This window comes from Alcanivorax jadensis T9, assembly GCF_000756655.1.
GTDB lineage: Bacteria > Pseudomonadota > Gammaproteobacteria > Pseudomonadales > Alcanivoracaceae > Alcanivorax > Alcanivorax jadensis.
In genome coordinates this window covers 23,726-38,969 of sequence record NZ_ARXU01000006.1, presented here as the reverse complement: position 1 = coordinate 38,969, position 15,244 = coordinate 23,726, and the positions used below count along the sequence as shown (strand labels likewise).

Here is a 15,244-nt window from a genome sequence, read left to right as displayed (position 1 = left end):
CCGAGGGGGAGTACCGGGCTGAATCAACAAAGGCTGACTGTGTCCATGAGTAGTGCAATTCAATACCAGGGAAGAAAAGCGCGCCGCGCCGGCAGTGAACAGCGTCGTCAGGCCATTCTCGAAGCCGCGCTGAATATTATTGTCAAAGAGGGTATCCGCGCAGTGCGTCACCGGGCCGTGGCCCGTGAGGCGGATGTGCCTTTGTCGGCAACCACCTACTACTTCAAAGATATCTCCGACCTGATCGCCGATACCTTCACCCTGTTCGCCGAACGAGCGCTCAAGGATGTGATCGAGCCGTTCAAGGAGCGGGCCTTTGCCCTGTTGTCGCAATTTTCCCGTGACAGTCTCGCCGATGCCGAAGAACGTCAGCGCCTGATCGATATGATGGGCAAGATGATGGCGGCCTTTATCGTTGAAGAGCTGAACACCCGCCGTGGCCATCTGGTGGCGGAGCAGGCGTTCATGCAGGAAGCGATCATGGACAGCCGCCTGCGTGAGTTGGCGGATCTGTACCTGCATCAGCAGCTGGAAAGCCTGATGATCGCCACGGAACTGTTTGGCAGCAGCAATCCCCGCCTGGATGCAGAGCTGATTCTGATGGCGATGATGTCCATCGAGCAGCGTTTGCTGGTGCACCCGGAAAAAATCTCCGAGGAGTTCGTGGAGGCTCGTATGTGTAACCTGCTGGACAAGTTGTTGCCCCGTGGCTGACAGCAGCGCCCAGAACGTACAGCTGGAGCCGGGCTGGAAGCAGCACCTGGCCGGGGAGTTCGAGCAGGACTATATGGCCCGGTTGCGGGCTTTCCTGGCCGCTGAAAAGCAGGCCGGGAAAACCGTGTTTCCGCCCGGCCCGGATATCTTCAACGCCTTCAACCTGACGCCCTTCGACAAGGTAAAGGTGGTGATCCTGGGCCAGGACCCTTACCACGGCCCGGATCAGGCTCACGGCCTGTGCTTTTCCGTGCAGCGTGGTGTGAAAACCCCGCCGTCGCTGGTCAATATCTACAAGGAAATTCATCGGGACCTGGGTATCGAGATACCGACCCATGGCAATCTGACTCACTGGGCGGAGCAGGGCGTGCTACTGCTCAATGCGGTGCTTACGGTGGAAGCCGGCCAGGCCGCCTCTCACCAGAAGCAGGGCTGGGAGCAGTTCACCGACCAGGCCATCGAGCACCTGAACCGGGAAAGGGAAGGGCTGGTGTTTCTGCTCTGGGGTAGTCATGCCCAGAAGAAAGGCAAGCTGATCGACCGCGACAAGCACTGCGTGCTCACCGCCCCACACCCGTCGCCGTTATCCGCCCACCGGGGCTTCCTTGGTTGCGGGCACTTCTCCCGCGCGAATCAGTACCTGTTGCAACAGGGCAAGACGGCCATCGACTGGACAATCAGTTAATAGTGAACAGTTAACAGTGAATAGCTCGCGGGAGGTTCTGTTGTTTCTCGGCCCAAGAGGCCGCGCCCAGAATGTTGGCGCGGCCTCTTGGCTATGAACATCAGCGACGCTAGCCCGCGCGCTGTTAACTGTTCACTATTAACTATTCACTGCTTTATGGAGTTGTTGTGTCTGACTGCGTGTTGTTTTCCGAAATCGAGACCCGCTGCGGCCGTGTGATCGCCCGGGCCACCCTGAATGCCCCCAAAGCCCTCAATGCCCTGAGCCTGGACATGATTCAGGTCCTGAGCAAGCAGATGGACGAATGGGAGCAGCGTGACGATGTGGTGGCGATCTGGCTGGAAGGGGCTGGTGGCAAGGCGTTCTGTGCCGGGGGCGATATCGTACAGATGCACAAGTCCATGGTGAAACATGCGGGGCAGGGCAGAAACCCCTTCACCGAGCAGTATTTCGCCGAGGAATATGCCCTGGATTATCGTATCCACACCAGCCGGATTCCGGTGGTGGTGTTTGGTGATGGCATTGTCATGGGCGGCGGCATGGGGCTGCTGCAGGGCGCGGATTTCCGTCTGGTAACTCCGCGTTCACGCATGGCCATGCCGGAAATCACCATCGGCCTGTTTCCGGATGTGGGCGGCAGCTGGTTCCTGAATCGTTTGCCGGGTCGCGTGGGGCTGTTTCTGGGCCTGACCGGTGTGCACATCAATGGCCGTGAGGCTGTGGAAATCGGCATGGCCGACCGGATGGTGGATGGCGATGCGGATAACCTGCTGGCGGCACTGGCGGAGCAGGACTTTGCCGATGACGCCACCGACAACCGGGCCGTGCTCTATCGCCTGTTCAAACAACAGGCCGCGGACATGAGCGAGCTGAATCAACCGTTGATCGACCACCTGCCGCAGATCAATCGCCTGTGCGATGGCGAGAGTCTGCCAGTGGTGGTGGAGCAGCTGCTCAGCGCCAAGGATCGTGATGCCTGGCTGGACAAGGCGCTGGGTAACCTGGAACGCGGCTGCCCGCAAACCGCACACCTGGTCTGGGAGCAGCTGGCCCGCTCCACCTATTTGTCCCTGGCCGATATTTTCCGCATGGAATGGTGCCTGGCGGTGCAGTGCTCCCTGCACGGTGACTTCCGTGAAGGGGTGCGCGCCCTGCTGATCGACAAGGATGGCAGCCCCGGCTTCCGCCATCGCAGCGTCAACGATGTGCCGAGAGAATACATTGATGGTTTTTTCGAGTGCCCGGCACCGAAGCACCCGTTGGAGGCAATTGATAGTTGATAATGGGTAATTGATAACGACGCGATCCGGGTTTTCATGGTTCGTACAGCAAAGAGGCCGCGTCCGGTGTTTGGGCGCGGCTTCTTGCGTTTGTGGCTACTGCTACGACCGAGCTGCGGGCTATTCACTGCTCACTAATAACTAGACCCCTTCGACCTCATTGCTGTGAATTTTTATAAATGCCTTGTTTATTGTGTGGGTTTGGTAAAAAATCAGCCCGCAAACAATATGCAATAAATCACACTTTTGGGGAAAGGGATGATACAGAGTCCATGGAAGGTCAGTGGGGTACTGGCGTGTCTGTTGCTGCTTGGTGGTTGTGGTGGTGACAGTAATGACAAAGCGCGTTTCCAGCCAACGCTGGATGAGCGAGTGGCCGCAGTAGCACAGCAGCAGGGAATCAGTGGCGACCCGAGTGTGGGCCGGAGCCTACCGGATATTGCGTCGCCCAAGGCGCAGCTGGGCATGCAGCTTTTCTTTAGCAAGGGCCTGGGGGGAGATCTGGATTCCGCTTGTGTTTCCTGTCACCACCCCATGCTGGGTGGCGGTGATGATCTTTCCCTGTCAATTGGCGTGGAAGCAGTTCAGCCGGACTTATTGGGGCCAGGGCGCCTGCATTTAAGCACCGGAACGCATTTTGATGGCGGGCCCACTGTGCCACGTAATGCGCCTTCCACGTTCAATATCGTTTTCTACGATGAAGTGCTGTTTCACGACGGCCGGGTAGAGAGCCTGGACAAGACTGCCGGCCTGAATGGCGCCGGTGGAGGCATCCGCACGCCAGACAGCGCCTTTGGAGTGGCGGACCCGGATGCAGGAGCCAACCTCTCCATAGCTCAGGCTCGTTTCCCGGTAACATCCCCGGAGGAAATGCGCGGTTTCAGCTTTGAGGCTGGCAATAATAATGCCGCGTTGCGTACCCACCTTGAGCAGCGGTTGCGTGGCAGCGATGTTGAGCTCGCGCTAGTAACCAATCAATGGCTGGATGCGTTCCGTCATGGGTTTGAGCAACCGGCAGCGGATGCAAATACCCTGATCACCTATGACAATGTCGCCGAGGCGCTCGCCAGCTACCAGAACTCTCAGGTGCTGATCGACTCACCCTGGAAAGCTTACCGGGAAGGGGATCTACAGGCGATCAGCGATCAGGCCAAGCGTGGCGCCTTGTTGTTTTATAACAGCAAGGAGCAAGGCGGCGCGGGCTGTGCGGGTTGCCACAGTGGTGATTTCCTGACCGACGAACAGTTCCATGTGGTGGGAATGCCGCAGGTGGGCCGCGGCAAGGGTGATGGTCCGGATGGCAGTGAAGACTTTGGTCGTTTCCGGGAAACCGGTGATGCCGACGACAAATACGCTTTCCGCACGCCACACCTCCTCAACGTGACCGAAACCGGTCCCTGGGGGCATGCTGGTGGTTATACCTCGCTGGAAGCCGTGGTGCGCCATCACCTGAATCCGCAGCAGGCCATCGACAACTTTGATTTCAGCCAGCTGGACCCTGCCGTGCAGGTGAGCAACATGACAGCCAATACCCAGAAGGCACTGGACCAGTTGGCCAGCCTGCGACTGGCGGGCAAGTCACAGCTGCCGGAAGCGGTGTTGAGTGATGAGCAGGTGGATCAGTTGCTGGCGTTCCTGGAGACACTCACCGATCCGTGTGTGAAAGATCGGGATTGCATGGCCAAATGGATTCCGGACAACACCATCTCCGACCCGGATGGATTGCGGCTGCAGGCTCAGTCCACTCTTTAACAAGGCAGAGTGTCGCTTGCGGCGCAATGTGTTGTGGTCAATGCTGCAATCGCGCCGCCAGCGACGCTCCTACGGAAAGGGAAGGGCTGCGCCGATCCAGGTTTCCGTAGGGTGCAGTTCGCCTTAGGCTCAGTGCATCCTACTTGACCGGTTTTCCCTGCTTTACAACGCAAGAGGCCGCGCCCAATGCCTGGGCGCGGCCTCTTGCGTTTACAGCCATAGAAAAGCCGGCTCGCGCCAGCTATCCATTATTAACTATTAATTGAAGTCTCACTCTTTCCAGGGCAACGAATAAGGCAGCGCCCCAAGCTGACTGTCCAGCGCCAGCTCTTCCCGGAACAGCACGCCATCGGTATCTTTTCGCAGCACCACCAGAGCGGCGCCGCCCTGTGAGGTGCGGGCGGCGCTGACTACTTCGCCGGCGGCTTTGCCGTTGCTGTCGCGCAGGGTTTCGCCCGGTGTCAGGTCCACATCGGCACTGTAGTTGATTCGCTGCATGCGCTGCTTGAGCTTGCCCTTGAAGTGCATGCGGGCGACGACTTCCTGGCCGGTGTAGCAGCCTTTCTTGAAGTTCACCCCGGCGGTGACGTCGTAGTTGAGCACCTGGGGCAGGAACAGGTCTTGCGCACCGGGGTAGACCATGCCTTCGCCAGCGTCGATGTCGGCGAGCTGCCAGCCGTTGGCGCCCGTGGTGGCCCGATCAGCGGCCAGGGTCTGCCAGACCTGCTCGGCGTTGTCCTGCTTGACGAGCAGCAAGGCATGATCGGTAAAGGGATAGCGCAACCACAGGCCTTGATCGGTCTCGGCGCTGTTGCCGTGATCGGGGGCACCGGCGGGTAAATTGCCAGCCAGACCCAGCACCACGAGTTCCTGGTCCACGCTGAATTCCACCTTGGCGCGCAGCCGGTATTTCATCAATGCCTTGATCACCGCTTCGCTCAGCTCCGCAGGGCACAGCAGCAGGTAGTCGTCGCCATCGCGGACGATACGTGCACTGACCAGGCCGCGGCCTTTGAGAGTCAAGTGCATGCCGTTGCGGTGGCCCTGTTGATCGACTTCGCGCAGATCGCAGGACACCTGGCCCTGCAGATAATGGCCGGCCTCTTCGCCATGGGCGCGGATCACGGCCAGGTGGTCGCAATGACTGAGGTAGGGAGTCTCGGCACTGATGGCCAAGGCCTGGGCGGCAATGAAATCGGACCAGCTCATGGGGCTCCTGTTATTGCTCGGTGTGCTTGCGATAGAAACGAAAAATCATCGGACATGGTACCTGAATCCAGGTCCGCAGCGTGGCTCTATGAAGCAGGAATTTGCGGTCACTGGCAATTTTTTTGGGGTCGGGGTTTGCTGCTGGAGTCAGTAGGGCAGGTGTTGGATAATGCGCATACGGCGCGGAACGTGGTGCCGCAATTTCTGATCAGGATAATGCAGTAATGAGTCATGATGACCTGAAACGTCAATATCGTTGGCAGTGCCGCCGTGGGGCCTCGGAGGCGGAGGTGGTGCTGTTCGCCTATCTGGACGATCACTTCGATAATGAATCGCCGGAACATCAGGCCTGGTTCCCGAAACTGCTCGCCTGTGAAGATGCTGACATGTTCGAGTGGTTTACTCGCCGCAGTGAGCCACAGGACCCGGCCTTGCGCGAGTATGTACGGCATGTCCTTGCTCTGGTCTCCGCGAAAAAAGGTTGAGCTGAACCCCTCTCGCTATCCCGCCAGAATTCGCTGGCTGGCGATGGCGGCGGTGGCCCCGGCGATTTTGCTGGCGCAAATCCCTTGGTGGACGTCGGCATTGATGCTGCTGGCGTTGCCGCTGTTGGTCCGGAGATGGCAGCCTGTCCAGCTTGCCCAGATGGAACTTCACGAACAACGCCTTACCCTCATCGGCCGCCACTGGCAGGAACTGGAAAGCCCCCGCCGGGTATTGCGCGCTGGCCCCTGGATGGCCATCCAGACCCCCAAAGGCTGGCTGCACCTGTTCGACGATCAGGCCCCTCGGGAGCAATTACAGCCGTTTTATCAGTGGCTGTGGACCAACAGGAAACATAGTTGACAGTTGATAGTGGGCAGTTGACAGCGGCGCGATACGGAATGGGTGGAATTTGAAACGCAAGAGGCCGCGTCCACCGTTTGGGCGCGGCCTCTTGCGTTCTGAAACAGGAAATCTCAATCGCGGGTTTTAGCTGTCAACTGTCCACTATCAAATGTCAACTGATTGGCGGTGTCAGCACCGTATCCACCGCCTCGTCATTCACTCCCGGGAAGTCACGCATGAAATGCAGCCCCCGGCTTTCCTTGCGTTGCATGGCGGAGAGGATGATTAGTTCGGCGATGACGACCAGGTTGCGCAGTTCCAGCAGGTCGTTGCTGATGTGGTAGTTGCTGTAGTACTCGGCAATTTCACTTTTCAGCATGTCCACCCGGTGCTGGGCGCGCTGCAGGCGTTTTTCGGTGCGCACGATGCCCACGTAATCCCACATGAAGCGGCGTAGCTCGTCCCAGTTGTGGCTGATCACCACATCCTCATCGGAATCAGTGACCTGGGATTCGTCCCATTCCTTGTGCTCGCGTGGTTCCGGTACGCCGGCCAGGGTGGCGCCGATGTGTTCGGCGGAGGCCTTGCCGTAGACCATGCATTCCAGCAGGGAGTTGCTGGCCATGCGGTTGGCGCCGTGCAGGCCTGTGAAACTGGTTTCGCCGATGGCGTAGAGGCCGGGTAGGTCGGTCTGGCCGGTTTCGTTGATCATCACGCCGCCGCAGGTGTAGTGGGCGGCGGGTACCACCGGCATGGGGTCGCGGGTGATATCCAGGCCCAGTTGCAGGCACTTGGCGTAGACGGTGGGGAAATGCTCGATGATGAAATCAGCCGGCTTGTGGCTGATGTCCAGGTACAGGCAGTCGGCGCCCAGGCGTTTCATCTCATGGTCGATGGCGCGGGCCACCACGTCCCGGGGGGCCAGTTCGCCGCGCTCGTCAAAGCGATGCATGAAGCGCTCGCCGCTGGGCAGCAGCAGGTGGCCACCTTCGCCGCGAATGGCCTCGGTGACCAGGAAGCTCTTGGCCTTGGGGTGGTACAGGCAGGTGGGGTGGAACTGCATGAATTCCATGTTGGCCACCCGGCAGCCGGCACGCCAGGCCATGGCGATGCCGTCGCCGGTGGCCACGTCCGGGTTGGAGGTATAAAGGTACACCTTGGAGGCGCCGCCGGTGGCCAGCACCACGGCGCGGGCCAGGATGACATCGGTTTCGCCGGTATCGATATTGTGCACATAGGCGCCACAACAACGTTTTTCGCCGTTATGCTCCTGCAGGATCAGATCTACCGCCACCCGGTATTCGAAGCGGGTGACATTGGGGCGGTTGCGCACCTGGTCGATCAGGGTGCCGGAGATGGCCTTGCCGGTGGCATCGGCGGCGTGAATGATGCGCCGATGGCTGTGACCGCCTTCGCGGGTCAGGTGATAGGGCAGGGACCCCTCGTTGTTGCCGGCCAGGCGGGTGAAGTCGACTCCCAGATCAATCAGCCAGCGGATCGCATCGGGGCCGTTTTCCACGGTGTAACGCACCGCATCGTCATGGCACAGGCCGCCCCCGGCCACGTGCGTATCGGCCACATGGCTTTCCAGGGAATCCTCCTGATCGAGCACCGCAGCGACACCGCCCTGAGCGTAGTAGGTGCTGGCGCTGGTCAGCTCGCCTTTGGATAACAGGGCGATCCGGCAATCATCAGGGAGGCGCAGGGCGGTAGTTAATCCTGCGGCTCCGGAACCAATGATGAGTACATCGTGTCGGAAGGTGGCCATGAACAATCCTTAGAGCGCCTGAACAAATGTTCAAGCAATGTGAAAAGGGCGGTAAAGCGGCCCTATAGTATAGCCGCGACCCTCACACCTGCTACAATGGCCTGCTTTAATTGACTGAAATTTCAGTCATTGCCTTATATCCGCGTTTCGCGAAAGATCCGGGGGATCGGTGTCAGACGAAGAGTTGGTCAAAAAAGCCAAAACCGGCGATCAGCGTGCCTTTGAAGTGCTGGTGCGTAAATATCAGCAGCGTATTTTCGCCCTGATCAGCCGCTATGTGCGTGACTCGGATGAAGTGCAGGACGTGGCCCAGGAAGCCTTTCTTAAAGCCTGGCGTGCCTTGCCCCGTTTCCGGGGTGATAGTGCCTTTTACACTTGGCTTTATCGTATTGCCGTGAATACCGCCAAGAACCATTTGGTGGCCGCCGGTCGGCGGCCGCCCGGCTCTGACCTGGATGCCGCCGAGGCAGAGCAGTACGCCGGTGCAGAAATGCTGCACGAGATTGGAACCCCGGAGTCCCTCGTGTTGTCACAGGAACTGGAGGCAGTCATCCATCGAGCCATCGAAGAGCTGCCCCATGAACTGAAAACTGCCGTGACCCTGCGTGAATTCGAGGGTCTCAGCTATGAGGACATCGCGGCGGTAATGGAATGCCCGGTGGGAACTGTTCGTTCCCGCATCTTCCGGGCCCGGGAAGCAATTGATACAGCTGTGCGCCCGCTTTTGGGCTCCCAGCGTGGCGACAAAGGGTGAGTGTATGAGCAGGGACCTGGAAACACTGTCTGCTTTCCTTGATGGGGAAACCAGCGAGCTGGAAACCCGTCGGGTAATGCGTGATATCGACAATGCCGATCTGGATGCACTGTCTCGTTGGCAGCTTGCTCGGGATGTGATGCATAAGCAGCCATCCACGAGTGTGCCGGCGGGCTTCAACGCCAGCCTGTCTGCGGCATTGGCTGCGGAACAGGCGCCGTCGCGACGTCCGGCCTGGCTGGGTAGCGTGAGCCGCCTGGCGGTGGCCGCGTCCGTGGCTGCGGCTACGGTGGTGGGCTGGCAGAGCTGGGAGGCAACCCAGTCTACCGGTGCTGCGCCGGTGATGGCGTCGGCCCAGGATAGTCGCATGAGCCGTCCGTTTGCGGAGGCGTCGCTGGTATCCCGGTCTTTTAATGGCACCACTCCAGTGGCGACACCGGCAGCTCAGGTCCAGCCCCGTGGCAATGACATGCTGCTGCGGCATAGCGAGTTTGCGGCCCGCAACAGTGGCCAGGGGATGATGCCTTTTGCTCGCCTGGTCAGCATGGACGCACGCAGTGGAGCCCGCTAACGGATGATGCTGCGCGTACTCGCTCTTTCCCTGTCTCTTTGTACGCCCCTGGTGGCGCTGGCGGATGATTCGTCGGCGCACAACCAGCTCCAGGCCATGGCCGAGGCCAACCGTTCCCTGAATTACACCGGTCGCTTTCTTTACCAGTTCGGTGCTGAGATCAGCACCATGGAAGTCAGCCATGCGGTTATCGATGGTCGACAGTACCAGCGCCTGACCCATCTTGATGGGCGCCTGGTGGAAGTGATTCGCCGTGGCGATGAGGTGCTCTGTCTGCACCCGGATCGCAGTCTCACCCGTCTTAATAGTCAGCAAGCCGGCCCCCTGGCATTGGGTGATCGCCTGGCCAGTGATCTGCCGGAACAGTACAACATCCTGGTGGATGGCGATGGCCGGGTAGCGGGCCGTCATGCCACGCGCATGCGGGTGGCGCCGCTGGATACCCATCGTTACGGTTATCGTCTGTGGCTGGATCAGGAATCCCGCCTGCTGCTCAAATCCGAAATCGTGGATGGGAGTGGTGTCGCCCTGGAGCGGGTGGAATTTGTCACTCTCACCTTGTCGCCGCAGCTGGGCCTCGACCATTTCGCTGTGCCGGAAGCTCGCCATGAAAAGGCACTGGCCCCGGTGGCCGAGTCTCACCCTTCCATGAAACTGGCGGTTACCCCTGAGTGGTTACCGGCCGGTTTCCGGGCCATGAAGCAGGATTGGCGGCAGGCGGCAACGGATCGCGCGCCGGTGGCGGCCCGTGGTTTCAGTGATGGCCTGGCGGCCTTTACGGTGTTCGTGGAAGCCATTGGCGAGAACAGCGTGGAAGAGGGTGTCAGCCGGGTTGGACCTACGGTAGCGGTAAGCCGCCGCCTGGCCGCCCCCAGCGGTGTTTATCTGGTGACCCTGGTCGGTGAAGTGCCGCAGAGTACGGCGCTGCGCGTGATCGATGGCATCAGCGTCAGGGATAGTCAACCGTAATGCTGCTGGAGCAGGGCACAGTGGTAGCGGTGGAAGCCGAGGCCATCTGGGTTGAGACTGTGCGTGCCTCAACCTGCGGCGCCTGTAAGGCCAAGGCCGGATGCGGCCACCATCTTGTCAATCAACAGCAGAGCGGGCAGCGTGCCCACCTGCGTGTTCCTGTTTCTTCCCGTGAGATTCATCAGGTCGGCGATACGGTGCAACTGGCACTGCCGGAAGGCGCGCTCATGCGTGGCGCCCTGTGGGTCTATGGCCTACCGCTGGCTCTTCTGGTCGGCGGGGCTGTGCTGGGGACGTTGCTGCCGGTGACGGCATTTGATGCATCGGCCCTGTTTGGCATGGGCGGCCTGGTGTTGGGGTTTGTCATCAACCGTGTACTGAGCCGAAGCGCGAGCCATAATCGGGCTTATCAGCCGTATCTGGTGACATCCGGGGACGACGGTTGCCAGGCGGTTGTGGTGCAGCCTGCAAAATAAAAGGAGAGCCCAATGAGCGGATTTCAGCGAATGGCGACACTGTGTCTGGTGATTTTCACGAGCCTGTTGGTGGCCTGTGCCGAGCCGGATGGCAAGGCCTCCCAGGAGCGGGCGGAACCGCTGGTAACGGGCCTGCCGGATTTCACCCGCCTGGTGGAGAAAGAAGGCCCGGCGGTGGTGAATATCAGCACCATTACTCGTCAGAGTGAAGAATCTGTTCGCGATCAGCTTGATCAATTGCCGGAATTATTCCGTCGCTTTTTTGAACAGTTCGGCGGTGAAGAGGGCGTGCCCTCCATGCCGCAGGAGCGAGAGGCCCGTTCACTGGGGTCCGGCTTCATCATTTCCGCGGATGGCTATGTACTGACCAATAACCATGTGGTGGCCGAGGCGGATGAAATCATTGTACGTCTGCAGGATCGCCGTGAGCTGAAGGCCGAGCTGATCGGCGCCGACGAACAGAGCGATCTGGCTCTGCTGAAGCTGGACGGTGAAGATCTGCCGGTGGTGAATATCGGCTCCTCCGACGATCTCAAGGTCGGCGAGTGGGTGCTGGCCATCGGTGCGCCTTTCGGCTTTGACAGCAGTGTCACCGCCGGGATTGTCAGCGCCAAGGGCCGCAGCCTGCCCAATGACAGCTATGTGCCCTTTATTCAGACCGATGTGGCCATCAACCCGGGCAACAGTGGCGGCCCGCTATTTAACCTGAGTGGTGAAGTGGTGGGCATCAATTCCCAGATTTTCAGTCGCTCCGGCGGCTATATGGGGGTCAGTTTTGCCATTCCCATTGATATGGCCATGGATGTGGTCAGCCAGATCAAGGAGTACGGCAAGGTTAGCCGTGGCTGGCTCGGGGTGCTGATTCAGGAAGTGGATCGTGATCTGGCGGAATCTTTCGGGCTGGATCAGCCGAAAGGGGCGCTGGTCTCCCAGGTGCTGGAAGACTCCCCCGCTGAGGCGGCCGGTATCCAGGCCGGTGACATCATTGTCTCGTTCAACGGCGAAACCATCTATCGCTCCTCCGAGCTGCCTCGCTGGGTTGGTCGGGTGAAACCGGAAACGGATGCCGACATGGTGGTCATTCGTGACGGTAAGGAAAAGAAACTGGAAGTGACTATCGGCCTGCTGCCGGACGACCCGGAGATGGCCCTGCGTGGTGCTGCCGGCCAGGCTGCGCCGGATGGCGCCAATGCCCTGGGGCTGAAAGTGCGCGCTGCCAGCGCCGCCGAACTGAGCCGCCTGGATCTGAAAGCCGGGGTGATCGTCGCCGAGGTGGGGGACGGCCCCGCCGCGAAGGCAGGCATTGCCAGTGGGGATATTCTGGTGACGCTGAACAATAAAGCGGTGAATGACCCGGAATCCTTCAGTGAGGTGGTGGCGGGCCTGCCCGAGAGCGGCACCGTTGCCGCTCTGATCAACCGGAACGGCAACCCCCGTTTCCTGCCCATCAAGCTGCCCTGAGGCTGACTGTTGTTGGAGCTATGCTTGCATGGCGAATCGGGCCTCGGCCCCTTCCCATGCAAGTGCTCCTGATGCCCTGGTGGGCCCAGGATCACCAACCCCCGTGCAACCCCCTCCCGTTCAGGCTAGAATCGCGCCCCACTGCGTGCCGTTTTCCCGGCAACCCTCTTTTGTGCAACAGGCCCTATGACTGACATCAAGAATATTCGCAACTTCTCCATCATCGCCCACATCGACCATGGCAAATCCACCCTGGCGGACCGCTTCATCCAGGTCTGCGGGGGGCTGACCCAGCGCGAGCTGAAAGAGCAGGTGCTCGATTCCATGGAGCTGGAGCGTGAGCGGGGCATCACTATCAAGGCCCAGAGCGTGACGCTCTATTACAAGGCCCGGGATGGGGAAACCTACCAGCTGAATTTCATTGATACCCCGGGCCACGTGGATTTCTCCTATGAGGTATCCCGTTCCCTGTCTGCCTGTGAAGGGGCCTTGCTGGTGGTGGATGCGGCCCAGGGCGTAGAAGCCCAGTCGGTGGCCAACTGCTACACCGCCATCGAGCAGGACCTGGAAGTGCTGCCGGTGCTCAACAAGATTGACCTGCCTCAGGCAGAGCCGGATATGGTGATCAACGAGATCGAAGAGATCATCGGCCTGGATGCCCACGATGCTTGCCGGGTGTCCGCCAAGACCGGGGTTGGCGTGGATGACCTGCTGGAGCAGCTGGTGGAGCGCATTCCCGCCCCGGAAGGCGAGCGGGAAGGGAATATGCAGGCGCTGATCATTGATTCCTGGTTCGACAACTATCTGGGTGTGATTTCCCTGGTGCGTATGAAGCATGGCCGCCTGAAGAAGGGTGACAAGATTCTGGTGAAATCCACCGGCCAGACCCATGTGGTGGATCAGCTCGGCATCTTTACGCCAAAACGGACCGAGACCAAACACCTGGAAGCCGGGGAAGTGGGCTGGGTGAGCGGCAGCATCAAGGATATTCATGGCGCGCCGGTGGGCGATACCCTGACCCTTGCCAAGACCCCGGATGTGCCGGCGCTGCCGGGCTTCAAGAAAGTGAAGCCGCAGGTCTATGCGGGCATGTTCCCGGTCAGTGCCGATGATTACGAAGACTTTCGTGATGCGCTGGCCAAGCTGACCCTCAACGATGCCTCGCTGTTCTATGAACCGGAAACCTCCGATGCCCTGGGCTTCGGTTTCCGGGTGGGCTTTCTGGGCATGCTGCACATGGAGATCATCCAGGAGCGCCTGGAGCGCGAATACGACCTGGACCTGATCACCACCGCCCCCACGGTGGTCTATGAAATCATGCAGGTCGATGAAAGCGTGCTTTACGTGGATAACCCCTCAAAGCTGCCGGACGCCAACAAAATTGAGGAATTCCGTGAGCCCATCGCCCGCGTCAACATCCTGGTTCCCCAGGAGTTTGTGGGCAATGTGATTACCTTGTGCGTGGAGCGCCGGGGCTCACAGATCAACATGCAGTATCTGGGCAAACAGGTGGCGCTGACCTACGACATTCCCATGGCCGAAGTGGTGCTGGATTTCTTCGACCGCATCAAGTCCGTGAGTCGGGGTTTTGCCTCCATGGATTATGCCTTCGAGCGCTTTGAAGCCACCAAGCTGGTGCGGGTGGATGTACTGATCAACGGTGACAAGGTGGATGCTCTGGCAATGATCTGTCACCTGGACCAGTCCGCCTATCGTGGCCGGGCTCTGTGCGAAAAGATGAAGGAACTGGTGCCGAGGCAGATGTTCGATGTGGCTATTCAGGCGGCCATCGGCAACAAGGTCATCGCCCGCCAGACAGTCAAGGCGTTGCGCAAGAACGTGACCGCGAAGTGCTACGGCGGTGACGTATCGCGTAAGAAAAAGCTGCTGCAGAAACAGAAAGAAGGTAAGAAGCGCATGAAGCAGGTGGGGAATGTGGAAATCCCCCAGGAAGCGTTCCTTGCAGTACTCAAGGTGGATGATTGATGGATATCGATATTGGTTTCTGGCTTTCCCTGGCGCTGCTGTTCACTGTTTCGGTCTGGGTGATCGACAAGATCTTTAAGCTCAAGCAGAAAGGCGGGCGTGTGGAAGGGGCGGTAGAAACCTCTAATTCCCTGATTTCCGTTTTCTTCGTTGTGCTGGTAATTCGCTCCTTCATCATTGAGCCATTTACCATCCCGTCCGGATCCATGCTGCCGACCCTGCAGGTGAACGACTTCATTCTGGTGAACAAATTCGCTTACGGCCTGCGCCTGCCGGTGACCAACACCAAGATTGTCGAGACCGGCGAGCCCCAGCGTGGCGATGTTCTGGTATTCAAATTTCCGGAAAATCGCAGCCAGAACTTCATCAAACGAGTGGTTGGGCTGCCTGGTGATAGCGTGCAGGTCAAAGATAACGTGGTCACGGTCAATGGCGAGCCGGTGACGCGTGAGTTGGCACGGGAGTGGGAAGGCTCCGGCGCCTGGCGGCGCGAGTATGTAGAGCAGCTCGGTGATAGCCGTCACCTGATATGGCAGGAAGGCAAGATTAACCCCTTCACCGGCCGCAAAGTGCCACAGAGCCGGACTCAAGGTGAATGGCAAGTCCCGGAAGGTGCCTACTTTGTGATGGGCGACAACCGGGATAACAGTAACGACAGCCGATTCTGGGGTATAGTCCCGGAAGAGCTGGTAGTGGGGGAGGCTTTCCTGATCTGGATGCACTGGAAGCCGATCTTCTCGATACCCAGTTTTTCTCGTAATGGCGCCATAGACAAGGTGGAGGCGAACTAA

General features: G+C 59.5%; 15 protein-coding genes. 13 read left to right on the top strand and 2 right to left on the bottom strand.

Annotated elements, in window-relative coordinates; all coding sequences use genetic code 11:
- The first annotated feature begins 45 nt into the window (after positions 1-45).
- From T9A_RS09415 to T9A_RS09400, 4 genes are all read left to right on the top strand, one after another.
- A complete protein-coding gene (locus T9A_RS09415; protein WP_052042732.1) occupies positions 46-714 on the top strand; it encodes a TetR/AcrR family transcriptional regulator in 669 nt (222 codons plus the stop codon).
- On the top strand, positions 707-1,399 hold the full coding sequence (ung, locus tag T9A_RS09410) for a uracil-DNA glycosylase (RefSeq protein ID WP_035247573.1): 693 nt from the start codon (positions 707-709) through the stop codon (positions 1,397-1,399). Before T9A_RS09415 ends, ung begins: the two co-directional genes overlap by 8 nt.
- Positions 1,400-1,566: 167 nt before the next feature.
- Positions 1,567-2,679: an enoyl-CoA hydratase/isomerase family protein gene (locus T9A_RS09405; protein ID WP_232222060.1), complete on the top strand. Its 1,113-nt coding sequence runs from the start codon at positions 1,567-1,569 to the stop codon at positions 2,677-2,679.
- A 258-nt stretch (positions 2,680-2,937) separates the two neighbouring features.
- Positions 2,938-4,431, top strand: a complete 1,494-nt coding sequence (locus tag T9A_RS09400) for a cytochrome-c peroxidase (protein WP_035247571.1) — start codon at positions 2,938-2,940, stop codon at positions 4,429-4,431.
- Between the two features lie 270 nt (positions 4,432-4,701).
- Here T9A_RS09400 and ygfZ read toward each other — a convergent pair whose 3' ends face one another.
- Positions 4,702-5,640 carry a CAF17-like 4Fe-4S cluster assembly/insertion protein YgfZ gene (gene ygfZ, locus T9A_RS09395; RefSeq protein ID WP_035247569.1) on the bottom strand — a complete coding sequence of 313 codons (939 nt, stop codon included), beginning with the start codon at positions 5,638-5,640 and terminating at the stop codon, positions 4,702-4,704.
- A 224-nt stretch (positions 5,641-5,864) separates the two neighbouring features.
- On the opposite strand from ygfZ, the gene T9A_RS09390 reads away from it, so the two are divergent.
- Positions 5,865-6,125, top strand: a complete 261-nt coding sequence (locus T9A_RS09390) for an FAD assembly factor SdhE (protein WP_035247568.1) — start codon at positions 5,865-5,867, stop codon at positions 6,123-6,125.
- Positions 6,091-6,486: a hypothetical protein gene (locus tag T9A_RS09385; RefSeq protein WP_232222059.1), complete on the top strand. Its 396-nt coding sequence runs from the start codon at positions 6,091-6,093 to the stop codon at positions 6,484-6,486. Before T9A_RS09390 ends, T9A_RS09385 begins: the two co-directional genes overlap by 35 nt.
- Before the next feature lie 154 nt (positions 6,487-6,640).
- Here T9A_RS09385 and nadB read toward each other — a convergent pair whose 3' ends face one another.
- On the bottom strand, positions 6,641-8,236 hold the full coding sequence (gene nadB / locus T9A_RS09380) for an L-aspartate oxidase (RefSeq protein ID WP_035247561.1): 1,596 nt from the start codon (positions 8,234-8,236) through the stop codon (positions 6,641-6,643).
- A 169-nt stretch (positions 8,237-8,405) separates the two neighbouring features.
- On the opposite strand from nadB, the gene rpoE reads away from it, so the two are divergent.
- The 7 genes from rpoE (at position 8,406) to lepB (ending at position 15,244) form a co-directional block, all read left to right on the top strand.
- A complete protein-coding gene (gene rpoE, locus T9A_RS09375) occupies positions 8,406-8,990 on the top strand; it encodes an RNA polymerase sigma factor RpoE (protein WP_035247559.1) in 585 nt (194 codons plus the stop codon).
- A gap of 4 nt (positions 8,991-8,994) precedes the next feature.
- Positions 8,995-9,561 carry a sigma-E factor negative regulatory protein gene (locus T9A_RS09370; protein ID WP_035247556.1) on the top strand — a complete coding sequence of 189 codons (567 nt, stop codon included), beginning with the start codon at positions 8,995-8,997 and terminating at the stop codon, positions 9,559-9,561.
- Positions 9,562-9,564: 3 nt separating this feature from the next.
- Positions 9,565-10,530, top strand: coding sequence for a MucB/RseB family sigma factor regulatory protein (locus T9A_RS09365; RefSeq protein WP_084573457.1), 966 nt, complete (start codon positions 9,565-9,567; stop codon positions 10,528-10,530).
- Positions 10,530-11,006, top strand: a complete 477-nt coding sequence (locus tag T9A_RS09360; protein ID WP_035247553.1) for a SoxR reducing system RseC family protein — start codon at positions 10,530-10,532, stop codon at positions 11,004-11,006. The genes T9A_RS09365 and T9A_RS09360 overlap by 1 nt, the downstream gene beginning before the upstream one ends.
- A 12-nt stretch (positions 11,007-11,018) precedes the next feature.
- A complete protein-coding gene (locus T9A_RS09355) occupies positions 11,019-12,467 on the top strand; it encodes a DegQ family serine endoprotease (protein WP_156964876.1) in 1,449 nt (482 codons plus the stop codon).
- A gap of 186 nt (positions 12,468-12,653) precedes the next feature.
- A complete protein-coding gene (lepA, locus tag T9A_RS09350; protein WP_035247552.1) occupies positions 12,654-14,453 on the top strand; it encodes a translation elongation factor 4 in 1,800 nt (599 codons plus the stop codon).
- Positions 14,453-15,244: a signal peptidase I gene (gene lepB / locus T9A_RS09345; RefSeq protein WP_035247549.1), complete on the top strand. Its 792-nt coding sequence runs from the start codon at positions 14,453-14,455 to the stop codon at positions 15,242-15,244. Before lepA ends, lepB begins: the two co-directional genes overlap by 1 nt.